We start from the raw sequence: 18,417 nt of genomic DNA on the forward strand, positions 1-18,417 counted from the left end.
TCAGGTTCCGTAGACAGGAACCGGGCCTGTAACCTCGCCCACAGACGCCAGCAGGATATCCGAAATCACGTCCAGCTCTTCGCGCGTCAGGCGGACAGGCAGCCGTACGTCGCAGGCTTTCATAAGCATTGTGCGGGTTTGCGGTAGCTCGAACTTTTCCGGCAGGAATTTCCAGTTCCAGAATGCGCGTGCGTTGTCCTGGCTCAGGCCAAAGACCTGAACTTTGACGCCCCGCGCCTCAGCTGCCGCAGCAAAGGCGCGGATTTCGTTGTCGTCCATGTCCACAAGGTTGAACTGAATAGAATCCGGTGCCCGGCGTTCAGGCGCTAGTGGGGCGGGGACATCGATATGGGGCGATGTATTCAGCCGGTCTGCTACATAGTCGTGGTTGGACAGGCCATCACGCACACGACGCGCAAGTTCCGGGATTTGGGGCCGGATCACCGCAGCGCTCAGATTGCTCATCCGCAAATTATAGAGCGGCAATTGGTTCTGCCAGCGAGCAAATGCCTGCTCCAACTCGGGCGAGTTGTCGCCTTGCGGTCCCTTATGCTTCTTCCAGTTATGTTCATACGCGCCCGACATGATCACGGCTTGCGCCACCAGATCGGCGTCGTCGGTGATCAGAATACCGCCTTCGCCCGCGTTGATCATCTTGTAGGACTGAAATGAGAAGCAGCCGATCTTGCCAATCGTTCCGATATTGCGCCCATGCCAGGTTGTGCCCAGCGAGTGCGCCGCGTCCTCGATCACAGGGATGCCGCGCGCGTCACACAGCGCCATGATGGCGTCCATGTCTGAAGTGTGGCCGCGCATGTGGCTGATGATCACGGCCTGAACTCCGTCCAGCTTGGCCTCGAAATCCGACATGTCGATGCGGTAATTCTCACCCACTTCGCACAGCACCGGAATGCAGTCCGCATGCACGACCGAGGACGGAACGGCGGCGAAGGTGAAACCGGGGATCAAAACCCGCGCATCCCGCGGGAGGCCGAGCGCCTTGAGCGACAGGAACAGGGCAGCCGAGCAGGACGAAACGGCCAGCGCGTATTTACTGCCCAGCAGCTTGGCAAACTCGGCCTCAAGCAAGGCAACCGGCGCGTCCTGCGGTGCGGTATAGCGAAACAGATCGCCTGACTGCATCAGGGCGTCGATGGCTTCTTTTGCTGCTGGGGGGATTGGTTCGGCGGCATGAACGTTTGGCGGAAGCGTCATATTTGATTTTCCCAAATTCTATCTTTGGGAAAGTTAAAGCTAAACGAAATGCAAGCCAAGCCCTCATTCGCCCCTAAGGCGAAATTTCACCGATATGCCAAAATTCCTAAAGGTCAGAAACCCAACCGGTCCCGCAGCGCGAACCATGTCATCGCCAGCACCAGCAGAGGGCTGCGCAGGGCAGTGCCTCCTGGAAAGGGCATGGCGGGGACGCGGGCCATCGTGTCGAACCCTTCGGCTTGCCCCCGGATGGCCAGTGCCATCAGTTGGCCCGCATGCGTGGCCGTGCCGACCCCGTGCCCGGAATAACCCGACGCGGAAAGGATATTGGGCGCGATCCGCGTCAGATACGGCATCCGACGCATTGTGATGGCCAGAGTGCCGCCCCAAGCGTAGTCGATTTTTACATCCCTCAAGTGCGGGAAAATCTCGGTCATCGGTTTGCGCACTGTTGCCGTGATGTCACTGGGAAAACGGTAACCGTAGCTTTCGCCACCGCCGAACAGCAGGCGGCCATCGGCGCTAAGGCGGAAGTAATTCACCACGAACTTGGTGTCGGCGACAGCCACGTCCTTTGTCAGAACGCGGGCGGTATCCGCGCCCAAAGGCTCGGTCGCGGCGATGAAATTGTTGATGGGCATGACCTTGGTGGCCACCTTGCGGTTCAGATCGCCGAGATATCCGTTGCAGGCCAGAATGACGTGGTCTGCCGTCACATTGCCCTGCGCGGATTTCACAACGGCTGGGGTGGTTTCTTCGACGCCAAGAACCTCGGTGCTTTCATAGATTTGTACGCCTGCTTTTGCCGCTGCCTGAGCCAGCCCCAACGCAAAATTCAGCGGATGCAGATGCGCCGCGCCCATATCTAAATAGCCGCCTTGATAAGAGGGCGAAGGACACAATGCCTGACCTGCGCCTTCGTCCAGAACCTTGATCTGGTTATAACCATAGCGGTCGGACAGATGCGCCGCGTGATCGTGAAGCTCTTGCTGTTCACCATTGCTGAGGCCCAGAACGGCCACGCCGGGTTTCAGATCACAGTCGATCTGGTGCTTCGCGATCAGGGATTTGACCAGATCTTTTGCGTCTTCGGCCAGGTCCCACAGCTTGGCGGCGTCATCATCGCCGACCAGCCGCTCGAGGTCTTCCTGATCCATCCGCTGTGCGCTGCCCAATTGCCCGCCATTGCGGCCCGAGGCCCCAAAGCCAACGCGGTGCGCCTCAAGCAGAACAACATCGAACCCTGCTTCGGCCAGATGCAATGCGGCGGACAGGCCGGTATACCCGCCGCCGACAATGCAAACATCAGCCTTCACATCGCCGGACAGCGCGGGGAAGCGATCCACCGGATTGGCCGTCGCAGCGTACCAGCTGGCCGGGTACTCGGCCTTGCGGTCATTGGAATAAAGCAGGTTCATCGGGTGCCTCAGACATTCATCAGCAGATGCTCGCGCTCCCACGGAGAGATGACCTGCAGGAATTCCTCGTATTCGGCCCGTTTGACGATGCCATAGACGCGGGCGAACTCAGGGCCCAGAACTTCGTGCAAGGCAGTGGCCTCATCAAACAGGTCCAAAGCGTTGCCCATAACCTGCGGGATATCACCTTCGCCCTCATAGGCGTCACCATAGAATTGGCGGCGCGGGCGCTCTTGCTGGGTCAGGCCCAGATAACCACAGGCCAGAGACAACGCGATGCCCAGATAGGGGTTGCAATCCATGCCGGCGATCCGGTTTTCCACGCGGCGGGCCTCGGGGCCGGACAGGGGTACGCGAATGCCGGTGGTACGGTTGTCGCGCGCCCATTCCAGATTGATCGGCGCGGCGTGGTCTTTCACATAACGGCGGTAGGAATTCACGTATGGGGCCATCACGGCCAGACCAGCTGGCAGGTGGTTCTGCAACCCGGCAATGAAGTTGTAGAACGCATCCGTTTCACCGCCTTGAGGACCGGAAAAGATGTTCTGGCCTGTTTCCATGTCGATAATCGAGTGGTGGATGTGCATGGCCGAGCCCGGCTCATCCTCGATCGGTTTCGCCATGAAGGTAGCAAAGCAGTTGTGGCGCAGCGCGGCCTCGCGGATCAGACGTTTGAAGTAGAACACTTCGTCAGCCAGCTTGACCGGGTCGCCATGGCGCAGGTTAATCTCCAACTGACCCGCGCCGCCTTCCTGCGTGATGCCGTCAATCTCGAACCCTTGATGTTCAGCAAAATCATAGATGTCGTCGATCACAGGTCCGAACTCGTCCACCGCGGTCATCGAATAGGCCTGCCGCGCGGCTGCCGGACGACCCGAACGGCCCATCATCGGTTTGATGCCCTGTGCCGGGTCGACATTGGGGGCGACCAGAAAGAACTCCATTTCCGGTGCTACGACCGGTTTCCATCCCTTGTCATGATACAGCTGCACGACGCGTTTCAGAACATTTCGCGGGCTGAAAGGGATCGGCTTATCGTCCCGATCGTAGGCGTCGTGAATAACCTGCAATGTCCAGTCACCCGTCCACGGCGCGGCAGATACGGTCGAGAAATCAGGTTTCAAGATCATGTCCCGCTCGATAAAGCCGTCTTCACCCGCTGCTTCGCCCCAATCGCCGGTGATGGTTTGATAAAAGATGCTGTCGGGCAGGTGGAAATAAGTCTGCCGCGCGAACTTGCTGGCAGGTACGGCCTTGCCGCGCGCAATGCCCGGCAAGTCCGAGATGATGCATTCGACCTCATCCAGCCGGTGGCCGGAGATATAGGTTCTTGCTGCTTCTGGCAGCTGGTCTGTCCAGTCGGCCATCAGGCCCTCTCTTTCTTCAGAAATTCTGCCATGTGCCGTCCGATGGTCGCGTTGTCGTCGGGGCCGGGCAGCCGGTTAGCGGCAGCTTCCATCAACGGGTCGGGAACCACACCCTTGCCGCGCGTTTCCATCAGGCCCTGGATAAAGGCATCGCCGTATTCCGGGTGGGCCTGCACGGTCCAGATGTTGTCGCCATAACTTACCATCGCATTGCGGCAAAAGTCGTTGGTGCCGATCACACGCGCGCCTTCGGGCAGCTCAACCACCTGATCCTGATGCCAGGCATTCAGGGTGACGGATTGGCCTTCCAAGTCATATTCGGTGCGCCCCACGGCCCAGCCGCCGGTGAACTTTTCGACTTTGCCGCCAAGCGCCTGCGCGATGATCTGGTGGCCAAAGCACACACCGATCAGCGGACGACCGCTGCGTTGAATGGCGCGGATCAGATCCTCAAGCGGTGGTATCCACGCATGATCTTCATACGCGCCATGGCGCGAGCCGGTGATAATCCAGCCATCAGCCTGAAACGCGTCCTTGGGGAATTGGCCGTCTACAACGGCGAAGGTTTCGTAGGTAAAACCATTGCCGTCCAACAGCGCGGCAAACATCGCGTCATATTCGCTGAATTTGTCCTGCAGTTCATCAGGTGGATGGCCGGTCAGTAGGATGCCGATTTTCATGGGTCACCAAATTTGATCAAATTTATTCTAGCCCAGCGGATGCGGGCGGGCAAGGGGGCTCATACGGCTTCGACATAACTCAGCCAATGGTTTTCGGATGGACGCTCGGCGAACCGCTTGATTTCCTGTCGCTTGGTCATGGCGAAATAGCGGATCAGGTCGGCCGGAAAGATGCGCGCGACATTGGGGTCTGTTTCGAATGCTGCAATGGCTTGGGTCCAGTCGGCAGCCAATTGCGGCAGCCCGTCGATCTCATAGGCATTGCCCGAAATCGGGGCAGGCGGTTCCGACTGATCTTCGATGCCGTTCATAGCGGCCCCCAGAACAGCGGCCAACATCAGATAGGGGTTGATGTCCCCACCGGCGACGCGGTGTTCGATCCGCCGCGCAGCTGATGCACCACCGGGAATGCGCACAGCGGCAGTGCGGTTTTCATAGGCCCAGCACGCACCGGTCGGGGCGTGCGCGCCCGGGACCAGGCGCGTGTATGAATTCCCGTGCGGCGCAAAGACAAGCGTACATCCGGGCATCGCGGTCAGGCATCCCGCCACGGCCCAACGCAGTAGATCGGTGCCTTCGGGGCCGCCATTATCGAAAACGTTTCGGCCGTGTTGGTCCACGACCGAGAAATGGACATGCATCCCGTTACCAGCGTCATCGGCGTAGGGTTTCGCCATGAAGGTTGCGGTGAACCCGTGTTTGCGGGCAAGGCCACGCGCCAAGGCCTTGAAAAGCCATGTATCATCGGCACAGCGCATGGCGTTTTGGTGATTCAGGTTGATTTCGAACTGGCCGATACCGCTTTCCGAGATGGCGGTTTGCGCGGGAATATCCATCGCAGCGCACCCGTCATAAAGGTCGGTGAAGAACGCATCGAAGGCATCCATTTCGGCCATCGACAGGACTGCTTCATCCTTCAGTCGTCGCTGGGTCACAGGATTGACCGGCGGCTGCGGGTGCGCACCCGAGGCGTCGAGCAAGGTGAACTCCAGCTCTGTCGCCGCAATGACCGACCAACCGCGCTGTGCATAGCGATCAAGAACAGAGGCAAGTGCATGCCTGGGGTCGCCAGCAAACGGGGTGCCATCGTCGTCATACAGGCACATGGGGACAAGAGCGGTTTCCGTTTCCAGCCAAGGCACAGGCACAGGACCGCGCTCGGTCGGAAGCAAGACACCATCTGCGTCACCGGATTCGAATACCAGCGGGCTGCCGTCGATATCCGCGCCCCACAGGTCGACATTCAACGCTGAAAACGGCATGCGCAGCGTGCCTTTGTCCAGCTTGTCGGCGTAAGAGGGCGGCACACGCTTGCCTCGCATCTGACCATTCAGGTCACATGCGGCAACGCGAAAACTGTGCAGGGCGCTCAGATCCATCACTGACTCCATTACTTGGCTACCCGAGGTGTAATAGAGGAGTGACCTGTTGTCACGAAATTTGATCAAATTTTCTTTGGCTGAGAAAAACCCCGCGCACGTCCAGTGGGACAGGCGCGGGGTTGGCCGTCAGACGAAGCTGACGCCGTTTTCCACCATCGGCAGAGTGGTGACTTTCACGCCGGATAGCGCCCGGATCGCATTGGCCAGCGCGGGGGCCGAAGGCGGTGTGCCGGGTTCTCCAACACCAGTGGGGGCTTCGGCGGAAGGCACGATATGAACGTCAATCTCGGCAATATCGCCGATGCGCAGCGGTTCATAATCAGGGAAGTTGTACTGATCCACCGCGCCTTGGGTCAGCGTGATCTGATCACGCATGACGTGGCCGATACCATATCCGATACCGCCTTCCATCTGCGCGCGCACCACGTCGGGGTTCACGGCAATCCCGCAATCCACGGCGCATGTGACCTTCTCGATCTTGATGCCGTTTTCCGGATCACCGGACACCTCAACAACCTGTGCGGCATAAGACCCAAAGGACTTATGCACCGCGATACCTTGTGCGCGACCCGCAGGAGCATTGCCCCAACCGGCCTTCTCAACAGCCAGCTTCAGAACTTCTGCCTTGCGTTGCTGATCCGCATTGTTGGTGTCCGACAGATGGGACAGACGGAATTCTACCGGGTCACGACCTGCGGCCTCGGCAACGGTATCCATCATCGTCTCCATGACATACCCGGTGTGCGTGTGCCCCACCGAGCGCCACCAAAGAACCGTTGTTGCCTTGGGGGTGTCGGTTAAACCCAAGGCCATTCCGGGGATGTCATACGGGCTGTCGGCAATGCCCTCGACAGAGCTGTGGTCGACGCCGTCATGTACCGCGACGGCCTCAAACGGTGTGCCCTTGATGACCGACTGACCGGCGACCTGATGCTGCCAGCCGACGATTTTGCCATCGGCGTCCAGGCCAACGCGAACCTTGTGGCCAAAGGCGGGGCGGTAGTAACCGCTGCGGATATCATCTTCGCGTGTCCACACCAGTTTGACCGGGCGCGAGCGGTCGGTGACCACAAAGGCCAGCGCAGCTTCGACCTGATAATCCGCATCTGGCGTCGCCCGCCGTCCAAAGGATCCGCCGGCCAGCATTGTTTTGATGTGAATCTTTTCTGGCGGCAGTTGGAAGATTTGCTGATAGGCCATATGCGGGCCGGTCGGCATCTGGGCACCATCGTGCAGGACAATGTCACCTTCGGCAGTTTGCTCGATGGTGCAGTTCAACGGTTCCATCGGGGCATGTGCCAAAAGCGGGAAATAGAAGGTCTTTTCAACGACCGTGTCCGCGCCATCAATGGCCGCCGACACCGCTGCGATATCCGCCTTGTTCACGTTATACGTGGCTTCGGCGTCCAGAGCGGCCATGATTTCGGCCTTGATCTGGTCCGAGTCGCGGGTCTCAGATCCGGACATGTCCCAGTCTACCTCAAGCGCGTCGCGCGCCTGAATGGCGGCCCAGGTGTTTTCGGCATAGACAGCGACACCTGCCTGATTGGGCAGGATGGCGGCACTGATATAGCCTTTGACCTCTTTTGACGCGCTGTCGTCAAAGCCGCTTGCGATGCCACCCTTCGATTCGGGCCGTTTGATCATGGCGACCATCTGGTTCGGCAGATGGACGTCCATCGCGTACATTGCCTGACCGTTGCCTTTGATTGCCGAATCCTTGCGGCGCACCGTCTCGTTGCCGATCAGACGGAACTCTGACGGGTCTTTTAAGCGCGGCTCGGCCGGGGCCTCCAGTTGAGAGGCCGCGGCCACGAATTCAGCGATTGGGGCCGATTTGTCGCCTGCCTTGACGATACCTTCCTCAATGGTGATGCCGGATGCGTCCACGCCCCAGCTTTGCGCGGCGGCATTGATCAGCATCTCACGCGCCGCCGCACCTGCCTGACGGTATTGCATCCACGAATTCGCCATTGCGGTTGATCCGCCAGTGCCCTGGAAGGGACCGAACAGCAGGTTGTTATAGACCTGCGGGTTGGACGGCGCGAATTCGTATTCGATCTGGTCCATGGTCAGGCCGATCTCCTCGGCGATCAGCGTCGGCAGACCGGTAGCTGGACCTTGGCCCTTTTCAAAGTGTTTTACGATGGCTGTTACAGTGCCATCTGCATCGATCTTCACGAACGGGTTGAATTGAGCGGTCTCTGACGAAGCAGCCGCCAGCGCCCCATCAGGGCGTGCGCCAACCAGCAGGACGGCACCGGCAGCAGCGGCACCTTTCAGAAATCCACGGCGGGAGGTGTTGATGGTCATGGATCAGGCCTCCAAAATTTCAGATGCGCGCTGGATGCCGGCGCGAATGCGTTGATAGGTGGCGCAACGGCAGGCGTTGCCATGCATGTAATCGTCAATCTCTTCGACGCTGGGTTTGGGGTTTTCGGACAATAGTCCAACCGCCGACATCACCTGACCCGACTGGCAATAGCCGCACTGGACCACGTCGAGTTCGATCCAAGCTTGTTGAATGGCCGCACCGATTTTGTCGTCTCCAACCGCCTCGATTGTGGTGATCTCGGCATCTTCGACATCTTCGATATAAGTCTGGCACGAGCGCACAGGCTCGCCGTTCAGATGCACGGTGCACGCGCCGCAAGATGCGACACCGCAGCCGAATTTGGTTCCGGTCAGCTTAAGCTCGTCCCGGATCACCCATAGCAGGGGCGTGCCGGGTTCGGCGTCGACCGAGTGGGTTTCGCCGTTCAGTTTTAATGTCAGTGCCATGAGGGGGCTCTCCGTGTTGGCTGGTTACCTGAGTCGGTAAACTGGCGGGTTTACACTAGGCCAGAAATCCGCGCGTGTAAACTGGAGAGTTTACGTAGTGTTTGACCTTGATCTGTCAATGGGTCTATAGCTTTAAAATATGAACGAATGCACAGCGCCGAATGCGTCCAAACATGCCCAGATCATCGAAGCGGCCGTAGCGGAATTCCAAGAAAAGGGGTTCGCCGCTGCCAGCATGGATCGCATTTCTGCGCAGGCCGAAGTGTCCAAGCGCACGCTGTACAAGTACTTTGAAAGCAAGGAAAACCTGTTTAGATCCATCGTGTTGGAACTGTCTAACCGGTTCGCGGCCGTTCGGGACATCCGCTATGAAAAAGGGCGCGACATTCGTAAACAGCTGACCGATCTGGCCTGGGCCGAGGGGCGCATTCTGATGCTGCCCGAAGTGATGGCGATGGCGCGGATGGTGATCAGCGAAACCCTGCGCAACCCTGATCTTGCTGCCGCTGCGCAAGGCAAACTGGACAAAACAGCGATCTTTATCGAGATGCTGAGGGATGCAGCCGAAGACGGGCAGTTGCGGATCGAAAACCCCGAACAGGCGGGACAGGAATTCATCGGCCTGATTAAGTCCAGAGCTTTCTGGCCCATGGTTTTCACTGGTAATGTTCTGAATGAAGCCGAGATGACCGCGACCATAGAAAGCAGCGTCGCCATGATCCTCAGTCGCTATGGCGTCTAGGTTCAATGCAACGACGGGGCGCGCATCTAAGTCTAAAGAAAATGCCCGCCACAGTATTGTTCTTAAGCCGTCATGGCCTGCGGTAGAATGAACGGAACTTGAGCCTTAGGAAGGGTGCTGACCGGCAAGTCGATACCATAAACCTGCTGCATAGTCTGGTCGTTCAGGATCGCAGTTGGTGTGCCTGAGCCCCAAACAGATCCTTCCGATATGACGTACACATAGTCGGCAAACAGCGCCGTCAGGTTCAGGTCGTGCATAACCACAACAACGCCGCCGCCTTGTGTGGCGAAGTTTCTTGCGACGCCCAGCACAGTGAACTGATGCGCAATGTCCAGGCTTGCAACGGGTTCGTCCAGCAACAGCCATCTGGGTTGATCGTGGTATGTCGCGTCCCAGACTTGGGTCAGAACGCGGGCAAGCTGAACCCGTTGCTGCTCACCCCCCGAAAGGTTCTGATAAGACCGGTGCTCAAACCCAGCGAGGTCGACATAGGCCAGGGCCTGCGCTGGCAGACTGTCATCCGCCGCTGCTAGCCCGTTTGCTAGGCCCAGCCGGACGATCTCGAGCACGGTGAAGGGAAATGCAACGGTTGACGATTGCGGGAGAACCCCGCGCATTGCAGCCAATTGCCAAGGCTTCAGCTCGGACATGCTGTGCCCGTTCAGAGAAATCGCTCCATAAGATTCAAGTTCGCCTGATAAGGCTTTGAGTAACGTAGATTTTCCCGAGCCATTCGGGCCGATGATGGCTGTAACTTTTCCGGGTTCTGCGTCAAAGTCCACGCCGTGGAGAATCTCCTTACGGCCGAGTTTGACGTGTATGTTTTCGCCCTTCATCACTTACATTCCCATTGTTCCGTGACGCCGCAGCAGAATCCACAGGAAGACCGGTGCGCCTAAGATTGCAGTTACGATGCCAATCGGCAGTTCGGCCGGTGCCACGATCAGGCGACTGATCATGTCTGCACACAGCAGTAAGCTAGCCCCTAACAGGGCCGAGTTCATCAACAGGCGGTGGTGGTCCGGTCCGGTCGCCAACCGCAGCAGATGCGGCACAACGATACCGATGAAGCTAATGCCTCCGGAGACTGCGACGGCGGCTCCGGTCGCGCCGGCCACGGCCAGAATGGCGATGTTTTTGCTGCGCTGAACCGGGATTCCCATGTGGTGCGCCACGGCTTCGCCCATCGCCATGCCGTTCAGCGCACGGGCAAGGAACTGGGCCGTGAACACGGAAATCAAGATGATCGGAGCGGCCGTGGCTGCTTTGGTCCATGTTGCGCCGGCCAGCGAGCCCATGCCCCAGAACGTCAGGTCGCGCAGCTGTTGGTCATCGGCCATGTAGACCAGAACCCCGGACACAGCGCCCGACAGCGCACCCAACGCGATCCCTGCCAACAGCATGGTTGCAACCGATGTTTGCCCGCCTCGTGTTGAAACGCGATAGAGCAGCAAGACGGACGTCCACCCGCCCAGAAATGCCGCCACGGCGACCAAGCTATTACCGACCCAGGCCAGAATGGAGGCGGGCAGGTACGCACCGAGGATGATCGCGGAAATCGCGCCCAGACCGGCACCTGCGCTGACGCCCACAATTCCGGGGTCAGCCAAAGGGTTGCGAAACAGGCCCTGCATCACCACGCCGGAAACCGCCAAAGCGGCGCCGACAAGAACTCCCATCGCCAGCCGGGGCAGTCGGATATCCCACAGGACGATCCGGTCGAGGTCCGACATGTCCCGCCCTGCAATCAGGTCCGTGAATGCTGCGCGAACGGATGCGTCCGACGCGCCGACCGAGATGCTGCAGATGCTGGTGAAGACCAACAGCGCCATAAGGGCCAGAGTGACTCGGCGCGCCGTCACCCGCCGGTCGCGCCCGGCCACGTTCAGGCCATCGTGATCCATTGCAAGGGTCATGAGCCGCTCTTTCTCTGCAATTCCGCCGACAGATCAGCAATCGCCTCGGCCGTTCGGGGGCCAAAGCCCAGCAGATAGGCCCCCTGCATGCGGATTAGACGTTTTTTCTGTCCAGCGGGCGTTAGCTTGATGGCTGGCATGGCAAACAGGTCTTCATTGGCGGTGATGTGGTTGCCTTGTCGATCCATCATCAGAATCACGTCCGGCGCGGTTGTGGCGATCGCTTCGGGTGTCATGGGTTTAAAACCCGATACGTTCCCAGCCGCGTTCACGCCGCCAGCCAGACGGATGATACTGTCCGCCTGTGTGTCCGCGCCGCCAACCATGATGCGATTATCCCGAGCCGACAGGATAAACAGAACCCGGAGTGTGCCGCCCACCGAAGCATCAACTGCATTCGAATGGGCCCCGTCAATCTTGGCACCGGTCTGAGTGGCAAGTTCTTCGGCGGCATCTTCGACACCCAGGGCGGCCCCGACAGCCCGGATTTTTTCCACCACGCCGTCGCGTGAATAGTCCTCACTGATCGAAACGAACGGCACGCCAGCCTCTTTCAGAACCTCTACCGCTTCGGGCGGACCGGATCCTTCCAGCGCCACGATCAGATCGGGTTTCACCGACAAGACCCCTTCGGGGGACAGCGCACGAATATAGCCGACATCGGGCAGGTCCAACACATCAACCGGGTAGGTCGAGGTCCGGTCCCGCCCAACAAGGCGGTCCTGCTGACCCAGGGCATAGACGATCTCTGTCACGGAACTGCCGATGGCGATGATGCGGTTGGGTTCTGGCTCATCTGCTGCGATGGCTGATGTTCCGATCAGCGCGCCGGCTAGCGCGACGACCGACGAAAACCTGCAAAGGGGGCTCATCACGCCACCTCGGTTTCTTTTTTGGATTGCAGGCCTGCCACCAGTTGGTCCCAGGCCGGGCGGTGATCGTTTTCGCCTGAACGGCGACCAAATATCTGCAGAATAAGACCACCTTCGGCATCGAACGCCTCAACTGACACGGCGGGACCGCGTTGGGTGGGTTTGGTCACGGCCCAAACCTCGGCAATATGGTCTGAGCGCAGGTGCAAATTGAAGCGCGGATCAAGCACGTTGAACCACGGACCCATCTGTTTAAGCGTCTCAACCGACCCACCGTGAATTTCGATGCACCCCCGGTTGCCGACGAAGACCATAACCTCAAGCCCTTGGTCTCGGACTTGTTCGAACATTTGGGAAACCGTTGCCGGTTCTAGCGCGCGAACCAGCGGTTCACCAGCGACGCGGTAGGCGCCCAATCGGTTCATCTTGAGCTTTGAGGTCAGACGCAGGAACTGGTGTGTATCCGTCATCTTGGCCCATTCCGATCGCAGAAGTTCGACCTTGTCGGTGTTCACTTTGGCGGCCCCGGTTGGCTTTCGCGGCTCGACACTCAGAGTCTGGGACTGGTCATTCGCCTTCAATTTGCTGACAAGTTCGTCCCAGTGGTTCAGGTCAGAGCCATCGCGCAGAAAGATCTTGTGCACCGCATCTCCGGCGGCATCAAAAACCTGAAGGGATCGCTTTGTCCCTTTGTCCGTTTCACGTTCGATGGCAAAGGCGTGGACCCATTGGCCGGGGAACATGCGCAGGTCAATCTCTTCGGTCAGAACCATCGAAGCATGCGCACCGGAGTGGTAGTTGTCGTATTGCCCGACCTTTTCAATGACGCAAGAGAGGTTGCGCGTCAGCGCCATGACCTCACCCAGCCCGTTGAGCATCGGGAAGATGTCATCAAGGCTTGCCGAAAGCCGCGTTACGTCGATACCCGCAAACGCCGCAACGAGTTGACCTTCGGTTATTCCAAGTGATTCCGCCAAATCGCGGTCACGTTTTCCGGTGTTTTTAGCATAGGCTGCACGAATTTGATCCGGGGCCAGAAGCACCTGTTCCGTCATGGGTTTTTCCATCTTCGATTGTCATGGGTGTCGGGCTGGCACGGCCACCGTTGAACGCGGTGTACTGCTGGCGGCGGTCGTACGGACGACTAGGAATTTATGTTGACTGTTTTAGTCAGCTTTATTAACGAGCACAAGTCGCCAAAAAAGGCGATTCCAAAAATCATAAAAGACTGACCAAGCCAGCGCGGAGCAAGCATTTCCGGTCCTCTTAAAATTTCGAAGGGACAGAAATGCGTTCGCGTATTCAAAAGATGGGGTTGCTTGGTACGGTGTCGTGCCTGAGCATGGTAGCGGCTGGTGCTTCGGCGCAGGAACAGGATGAAGGCTTCCTGGGCACGCTGGAACTGGGTGAAAGCAAACGGGAAATCCAAACGGATACCGCCGTGCCGGTCACCAATATCGATCAGGAAGAGATCAACGACCGTCAGGCCAACACCGTCGCAGAACTGATTGACACGGTGCCCGGTGTGACGCTGGTCAATGGCTCGACACCGCAAGGGTCGGGGATCAATATCCGTGGGTTCGGTGCCAACGGCACCTTTGGGACCGACCAGAAAGTGCTGATCCTTGTCGATGGGGCAACAACCGGCGCGGAAGAGCTGTATCGGATCGGCAATCAGTTGTTCACTGATCCGCAGCTATACAAAAGCGTTTCAGTCATTCGCGGCACTGTGGGGTCGTTCGAATACGGTTCGGGTGTCGTAGGCGGCGTGGTTCAGTTGGAAACCAAAGACGCGTCAGATTTCACCGGTGGTGAGCCGGGCTTCCGGTTCCGTCAAACGCTGGAAGGGTATTCCAATGGGAATGGCTTTGCCTCGTCGTCCATCCTGGCCTGGCAGCCAAACCGCCAGACGGAATTCCTGTTCAACTATACCTATCGTGATCAGAACGATCAGGAGGACGGTAATGGCGATACGATCGGTAACAGTGCCTTTACGCTACCGTCGCTTCTGGCAAAGGGTAAATACAGCTTTGGTGACGACCTCGAACACTCGATCACCGCGTCCTATAATCAGTCGACGTCGGAAGAACGCGATGTTCCGTATGACTCGTTCGGCACGACATCGGATTCATTTGGCAACGTAGACCGCGATATCGAAACGAAAATCGGCATTCTGCGGTATCAATACCGCCCGGCTGGCAATGACCTGATCGATCTGGACGTAAACCTTAGCTACTCGGAGCAAGAGATTGACAGCTCTTACGTGCCCGGGTCCTCAAGCCTGGAAGGAACGCCATTCTTCCCAAGCATTCGTGGGCTGGCTGACGCGACGCACAACTATGAAACCACGAAGCTGACGATCAAGAATACGTCGTACTTCCAAACCGGCGTCGCCTCGCACGACCTGCGCGCCGGGATCGAATTCATCAATCGCGAGCGTCTGGACGCGCCCTCGGCCCCCGGTGGTACCGATCGTCGTGTCGCACTGTTTGCCGTGGACGATATTCAGATCGGCGATCAGCTGACCATCACTCCGGCGATCCGGTACGAGACGCAGGACATCAAAGGCGACGGTGATGCACCGGCTCCGCGCAATGAAAGCTATGACAACAACGCGCTGATGGGCGGTTTGTCTGCAAGGTACGAATTTGCCAGCGGCTTTGCCGTGTTCGGCAGCGGTGCATACACGGAAAACCTGCCAATCATCGACGATCTTGGCACACCAGCATACATGACGCAGCCTGAAAAGTCGCGCACATGGGAAGCGGGCTTCTCGTATAACCGTGGCGATGTTTTTGCTGCGGGTGATGTGGTACGTGCCAAGGTCAATTTCTATAAGACAGATCTTTGGGACATCACGTCTTACGTATCTGGCCGGCCTTCGCGCCCGCTGCAGGAAGTTGAAACCAAAGGCGTTGAAATCGAGGCGTCGTATGCCAGCGCGGCTGGGTACTATGTCGACTTCAATGCAAACATCGTCAAAGGGACTGAAACCAGCTCGCTTGGCGTGGACTCACCATGGCGGAACGAGCCGACAGACTCAGCGCGGGTAACAGTCGGCAAACGCTTTGGCGAAACTCTGGACGTCAGCTGGGAGCTGTTCGGCGCCAAATCCGGCACCGACTCCAGTGGAGATCCGGTTGCTGGCTACGGCGTGAACACCCTGCGCGCGACCTATCTGCCGCAGGAAGGCGCATTTCAAGGTTTCGAAGTTCGCGCAGGCGTCGAGAACATCTTTGACAAGAACTATCTGCCGAACCTTTCGACCCGCAACTCACCGGGTAGGAACTTCAAGCTGACCTTGGCTAAAACCTTCTGATCCATACGAAAGGACCAGTCATGCAGACAACAATCAAAAGAAATGCTCGGGTGGTCCTGCTGACCCTGCTCCCAATTTTGGGGGCAGGGATTGCCAGCGCAGAGGAAACGCAAAAGCCCGACGGCGTATCAATCGAACTCAGCAGCGCCGAGGTAAAGGGCGAAAGCTGTTTGCTGAGTTTTGTCGCTGAAAACACCCATGACATCGATATCGACGGCGCAGTTTACGAGACCGTTCTTTTCGATGCTGAAGGTCAGGTGGCCCTGCTGACACTGTTGGACTTCGCCAAGCTGCCTTCGGGCAAGCCCCGTGTGCGGCAGTTTCAGTTCAACGACATGGCTTGCGATCAGATCAGCCGAATACTGATCAACGGTGCACAGGAATGTGTGACACAATCTGACATGGCCGATGCCTGCATGTCCGGGCTCACGCTCACCAGCCGCCTTAAAACGGAAGTGATTGGGTGAGGTTATGGGCGCAGTTATAAGTAAAATAATGGAAATTCTGGAATTGGGCGGGCCGGTTGTTGCCATCCTGATCGTGACCTCAATCGCAACACTTTCGTTGGTTCTGTACAAGCTGTGGCAGTTTCGCGTCGCAGGTGTCGGTCGTCATATTGAGCTTTCGCGGGCCATTCAGGCATGGGATCGTCAGGACCTTCCTGAGACAAGGGCGCATCTGGGCAAAAGTCGCAGCTACCTTGCCCCGATAATCGCGATGGCCTTGTCTGGTGGGGATCGCACCCTGTCCGAACGTACCGACGCCGAGGCCGAAGCGCGGTTTGCCCAACTTGAGCAAGGGTTCAAAGTCTTGGATATGGTCGCCCAACTTGCGCCGCTTCTGGGGCTTTTCGGGACCGTATTGGGCATGATCGAGGCGTTCCAAACCCTACAGGGCGCGGGCAATTCTGTTGATCCATCGCTGCTTGCCGGTGGCATTTGGGTGGCCTTGTTGACGACCGCCGCCGGCCTTGCGGTCGCTATGCCGACTTCGATGGTCCTGACGTGGTTCGAGGCACGCATGAACCGAGAGCGTACCTTTGCCAACCGCGCTTTGAGAACCGTGTTTGCACCGGGCTATGCTGAGGACGCGCCGGTGGCTGATCAAACCCCGCAACAGGTTTTCGCCCATGGCACTTAACGTCCGCAGAAGACGGCGCAGGCGCTTGTCGATGACGTCCTTGATTGACGTCATCTTTCTGCTGTTGCTGTTCTTCATGCTGACGTCGACGTTCTCCAAATATGGCGAAATCGAATTTGCCACTGCCGCTGCCGGAGGAGCGGAAACTGACCGGGTAATCCGCTTTGTCAAACTTGAGGCCGACCGTATTTTGGTTGATGGCACGCTTGCCGCGTTCGAAGACATGGCCATGGTGATGGCGACCGATAAGCCTCAGACCGCGTTGATCAGTCTTGGACAGAACGCGACTTCGCAACAGCTGATTGATTTGCTTTCGGTGCTGAAAGGCATCGACCATTTGCGCGCACAGGTGATCGGATGATTCAACTCAAACGCAAGGCAAAACAGGGTCGAGAGCCAACGATCGCACTGATCAATGTCGTCTTTCTGATACTCATCTTTTTCATGATTGCAGGCACGCTTGCACCGCCGCTGAGTAAATCGGTGAAGCTGGTGGAAACCAGTGATCTGGACGGTCGCGAGCCACCCGATGCTTTGGTCATTCGTAGCGATGGTTCACTGGAATACCGGGGCGCCGAACTGACTGGAGTTGAGGCGTATGTGGAACGCGCGTCGATCAACCTGCCGCTGGATGATGTTCGCGTCGTGCCGGACCGGGCTTTGCCTGCTGTTCGGCTGAAAGAGGTCAGTGATGCCTTGCGCGCGCTGGGTGCAAAAAGGGTGTACGTGGTCACAGAAAGGGGTTTGCAATGATACCCAGATCGCGTGGCATAGCTGTTGCCGCTTTGGCGCTGGCCGCAGCCACCCATGTTTTTGCCCTGCATGACTTTTCTGCAGGTGAACAGGTGCTTGTCGAAGGTGGCGGGTCGGGCGAAGTTGCTGCGCTGGGGGATGCTTTCAAGGACTATGTGACCGGGGCCACCGCCTCGGCACCCGCTACTGCACATCAACCGACCGTCGCACCGACACAGCGACAAACTGCGGTCAGCCCAACCTCTCAGGCCCGGGCGTCAGTTCCCGGGGCGATAAAGCATACTGTCGCCGACACCAAAGCCGCGGTCGCGGTGACCCATCGACAAGCATCCGCCGAAGCGCAAGAAGCAGCGCCGTCAGAGACCGAAGCCGTCGCGAAAACCCCAGCCGTGAAACCGGCTGACCCGACCAAACAAAAGGTCGATCAGGTTGCGTCGCAGGCTGGCAATTCTGAAAAGAGCGCCAGAAAAGGCAACGCATCGGGAAAAACCAGCAAAGGCGCTGCGATGGCCAAAAAGACAAGTTCCGTAGCGGTCGGGCAGGGTAACGCTGAGGCCAGCAATTACAGAGGCCACGTGATCCGAAAGATCACCCGTGCCCGACGAAAGAGCGTCAATATTCGTGGTGCGGTGCTGGTGAGTTTTCGGATTAGCGACAATGGGGCGCTGGTCAGTGTCACCGTTAAACGCAGCTCGGGGTCGAAACGTCTGGATCAGGTGGCACTTGCCCAGGTACGCGCGGCAGCGCCTTTTCAGCCACCTCCGGCCACAGCCCGTCGTGATTACATGATTGAGATCGTTGGAAAATAAGGACGACTTGCACTGTTTGA

Annotated in this window: 18 protein-coding genes; 7 read left to right on the forward strand and 11 right to left on the reverse strand. The window is 58.2% G+C overall.

Going from position 1 to position 18,417, the window contains the following annotated elements:
- From AC2FI9_RS07580 to AC2FI9_RS07610, 7 genes are all read right to left on the reverse strand, one after another.
- On the reverse strand, positions 1-1,215 hold the full coding sequence (locus tag AC2FI9_RS07580; RefSeq protein WP_496766899.1) for a DegT/DnrJ/EryC1/StrS family aminotransferase: 1,215 nt from the start codon (positions 1,213-1,215) through the stop codon (positions 1-3).
- A gap of 113 nt (positions 1,216-1,328) precedes the next feature.
- Positions 1,329-2,633 (reverse strand): NAD(P)/FAD-dependent oxidoreductase, encoded by a 1,305-nt coding sequence (locus AC2FI9_RS07585; RefSeq protein WP_496766900.1) that lies wholly within the window; start codon positions 2,631-2,633, stop codon positions 1,329-1,331.
- Between the two features lie 8 nt (positions 2,634-2,641).
- Positions 2,642-4,000: a glutamine synthetase family protein gene (locus AC2FI9_RS07590; protein ID WP_496766901.1), complete on the reverse strand. Its 1,359-nt coding sequence runs from the start codon at positions 3,998-4,000 to the stop codon at positions 2,642-2,644.
- Positions 4,000-4,680, reverse strand: a complete 681-nt coding sequence (locus tag AC2FI9_RS07595) for a type 1 glutamine amidotransferase (RefSeq protein ID WP_496766902.1) — start codon at positions 4,678-4,680, stop codon at positions 4,000-4,002. The genes AC2FI9_RS07590 and AC2FI9_RS07595 overlap by 1 nt, the downstream gene beginning before the upstream one ends.
- 59 nt (positions 4,681-4,739) lie before the next feature.
- On the reverse strand, positions 4,740-6,059 hold the full coding sequence (locus AC2FI9_RS07600) for a glutamine synthetase family protein (protein ID WP_496766903.1): 1,320 nt from the start codon (positions 6,057-6,059) through the stop codon (positions 4,740-4,742).
- A gap of 129 nt (positions 6,060-6,188) precedes the next feature.
- Positions 6,189-8,375 (reverse strand): xanthine dehydrogenase family protein molybdopterin-binding subunit, encoded by a 2,187-nt coding sequence (locus AC2FI9_RS07605; protein WP_496766904.1) that lies wholly within the window; start codon positions 8,373-8,375, stop codon positions 6,189-6,191.
- Positions 8,376-8,378: 3 nt separating this feature from the next.
- Positions 8,379-8,843: a (2Fe-2S)-binding protein gene (locus tag AC2FI9_RS07610; RefSeq protein WP_496766905.1), complete on the reverse strand. Its 465-nt coding sequence runs from the start codon at positions 8,841-8,843 to the stop codon at positions 8,379-8,381.
- A gap of 139 nt (positions 8,844-8,982) precedes the next feature.
- Here AC2FI9_RS07610 and AC2FI9_RS07615 point away from each other — a divergent pair, with 139 nt between their 5' ends.
- Positions 8,983-9,585, forward strand: a complete 603-nt coding sequence (locus tag AC2FI9_RS07615) for a TetR/AcrR family transcriptional regulator (RefSeq protein WP_496737727.1) — start codon at positions 8,983-8,985, stop codon at positions 9,583-9,585.
- A 62-nt stretch (positions 9,586-9,647) separates the two neighbouring features.
- Here AC2FI9_RS07615 and AC2FI9_RS07620 read toward each other — a convergent pair whose 3' ends face one another.
- The 4 genes from AC2FI9_RS07620 to AC2FI9_RS07635 are packed head-to-tail and all read right to left on the reverse strand — an operon-like array spanning position 9,648 to position 13,431.
- Complete coding sequence (locus AC2FI9_RS07620) at positions 9,648-10,424, reverse strand: heme ABC transporter ATP-binding protein (RefSeq protein ID WP_496766906.1); 777 nt, start codon at positions 10,422-10,424, stop codon at positions 9,648-9,650.
- Between the two features lie 3 nt (positions 10,425-10,427).
- Positions 10,428-11,504, reverse strand: a complete 1,077-nt coding sequence (locus AC2FI9_RS07625; protein WP_496766907.1) for a FecCD family ABC transporter permease — start codon at positions 11,502-11,504, stop codon at positions 10,428-10,430.
- Positions 11,501-12,376, reverse strand: a complete 876-nt coding sequence (locus AC2FI9_RS07630; RefSeq protein ID WP_496766908.1) for a heme/hemin ABC transporter substrate-binding protein — start codon at positions 12,374-12,376, stop codon at positions 11,501-11,503. Before AC2FI9_RS07630 ends, AC2FI9_RS07625 begins: the two co-directional genes overlap by 4 nt.
- Positions 12,376-13,431 carry a hemin-degrading factor gene (locus AC2FI9_RS07635; RefSeq protein WP_496766909.1) on the reverse strand — a complete coding sequence of 352 codons (1,056 nt, stop codon included), beginning with the start codon at positions 13,429-13,431 and terminating at the stop codon, positions 12,376-12,378. Before AC2FI9_RS07635 ends, AC2FI9_RS07630 begins: the two co-directional genes overlap by 1 nt.
- Positions 13,432-13,664: 233 nt before the next feature.
- Here AC2FI9_RS07635 and AC2FI9_RS07640 point away from each other — a divergent pair, with 233 nt between their 5' ends.
- From AC2FI9_RS07640 to AC2FI9_RS07665, 6 genes are read left to right on the forward strand one after another with little or no spacing between them, the layout of a single operon-like run.
- On the forward strand, positions 13,665-15,695 hold the full coding sequence (locus tag AC2FI9_RS07640) for a TonB-dependent receptor domain-containing protein (protein ID WP_496766910.1): 2,031 nt from the start codon (positions 13,665-13,667) through the stop codon (positions 15,693-15,695).
- A gap of 20 nt (positions 15,696-15,715) precedes the next feature.
- Positions 15,716-16,162, forward strand: a complete 447-nt coding sequence (locus tag AC2FI9_RS07645) for a hypothetical protein (RefSeq protein WP_496766911.1) — start codon at positions 15,716-15,718, stop codon at positions 16,160-16,162.
- A gap of 28 nt (positions 16,163-16,190) precedes the next feature.
- Positions 16,191-16,835 carry a MotA/TolQ/ExbB proton channel family protein gene (locus AC2FI9_RS07650; protein ID WP_496766912.1) on the forward strand — a complete coding sequence of 215 codons (645 nt, stop codon included), beginning with the start codon at positions 16,191-16,193 and terminating at the stop codon, positions 16,833-16,835.
- Positions 16,825-17,196 carry a biopolymer transporter ExbD gene (locus tag AC2FI9_RS07655; protein ID WP_496705078.1) on the forward strand — a complete coding sequence of 124 codons (372 nt, stop codon included), beginning with the start codon at positions 16,825-16,827 and terminating at the stop codon, positions 17,194-17,196. The genes AC2FI9_RS07650 and AC2FI9_RS07655 overlap by 11 nt, the downstream gene beginning before the upstream one ends.
- Positions 17,193-17,588 (forward strand): ExbD/TolR family protein, encoded by a 396-nt coding sequence (locus AC2FI9_RS07660; RefSeq protein ID WP_496766913.1) that lies wholly within the window; start codon positions 17,193-17,195, stop codon positions 17,586-17,588. The genes AC2FI9_RS07655 and AC2FI9_RS07660 overlap by 4 nt, the downstream gene beginning before the upstream one ends.
- The gene (locus AC2FI9_RS07665; protein ID WP_496766914.1) at positions 17,585-18,397 is read left to right on the forward strand and encodes an energy transducer TonB; all 813 of its coding nucleotides are present in this window, start codon (positions 17,585-17,587) and stop codon (positions 18,395-18,397) included. The genes AC2FI9_RS07660 and AC2FI9_RS07665 overlap by 4 nt, the downstream gene beginning before the upstream one ends.
- Positions 18,398-18,417: the final 20 nt, after the last annotated feature.

It is taken from the genome of Ruegeria sp. CDSA246 (assembly GCF_059611225.1).

Excerpts from the sequence above, each read along its gene's own strand:
- AC2FI9_RS07640 (WP_496766910.1), top strand. The coding sequence starts at position 13,665 with ATGCGTTCGCGTATTCAAAAGATGGGGTTGCTTGGTACGGTGTCGTGC.
- AC2FI9_RS07595 (WP_496766902.1), bottom strand. The coding sequence starts at position 4,680 with ATGAAAATCGGCATCCTACTGACCGGCCATCCACCTGATGAACTGCAG.
- AC2FI9_RS07625 (WP_496766907.1), bottom strand. The coding sequence starts at position 11,504 with ATGACCCTTGCAATGGATCACGATGGCCTGAACGTGGCCGGGCGCGAC.
- AC2FI9_RS07615 (WP_496737727.1), top strand. The coding sequence starts at position 8,983 with ATGAACGAATGCACAGCGCCGAATGCGTCCAAACATGCCCAGATCATC.
- AC2FI9_RS07665 (WP_496766914.1), top strand. The coding sequence starts at position 17,585 with ATGATACCCAGATCGCGTGGCATAGCTGTTGCCGCTTTGGCGCTGGCC.
- AC2FI9_RS07660 (WP_496766913.1), top strand. The coding sequence starts at position 17,193 with ATGATTCAACTCAAACGCAAGGCAAAACAGGGTCGAGAGCCAACGATC.
- AC2FI9_RS07590 (WP_496766901.1), bottom strand. The coding sequence starts at position 4,000 with ATGGCCGACTGGACAGACCAGCTGCCAGAAGCAGCAAGAACCTATATC.
- AC2FI9_RS07635 (WP_496766909.1), bottom strand. The coding sequence starts at position 13,431 with ATGACGGAACAGGTGCTTCTGGCCCCGGATCAAATTCGTGCAGCCTAT.
- AC2FI9_RS07605 (WP_496766904.1), bottom strand. The coding sequence starts at position 8,375 with ATGACCATCAACACCTCCCGCCGTGGATTTCTGAAAGGTGCCGCTGCT.
- AC2FI9_RS07655 (WP_496705078.1), top strand. The coding sequence starts at position 16,825 with ATGGCACTTAACGTCCGCAGAAGACGGCGCAGGCGCTTGTCGATGACG.
- AC2FI9_RS07650 (WP_496766912.1), top strand. The coding sequence starts at position 16,191 with ATGGAAATTCTGGAATTGGGCGGGCCGGTTGTTGCCATCCTGATCGTG.
- AC2FI9_RS07645 (WP_496766911.1), top strand. The coding sequence starts at position 15,716 with ATGCAGACAACAATCAAAAGAAATGCTCGGGTGGTCCTGCTGACCCTG.
- AC2FI9_RS07610 (WP_496766905.1), bottom strand. The coding sequence starts at position 8,843 with ATGGCACTGACATTAAAACTGAACGGCGAAACCCACTCGGTCGACGCC.
- AC2FI9_RS07580 (WP_496766899.1), bottom strand. The coding sequence starts at position 1,215 with ATGACGCTTCCGCCAAACGTTCATGCCGCCGAACCAATCCCCCCAGCA.
- AC2FI9_RS07600 (WP_496766903.1), bottom strand. The coding sequence starts at position 6,059 with ATGGATCTGAGCGCCCTGCACAGTTTTCGCGTTGCCGCATGTGACCTG.
- AC2FI9_RS07620 (WP_496766906.1), bottom strand. The coding sequence starts at position 10,424 with ATGAAGGGCGAAAACATACACGTCAAACTCGGCCGTAAGGAGATTCTC.
- AC2FI9_RS07630 (WP_496766908.1), bottom strand. The coding sequence starts at position 12,376 with ATGAGCCCCCTTTGCAGGTTTTCGTCGGTCGTCGCGCTAGCCGGCGCG.
- AC2FI9_RS07585 (WP_496766900.1), bottom strand. The coding sequence starts at position 2,633 with ATGAACCTGCTTTATTCCAATGACCGCAAGGCCGAGTACCCGGCCAGC.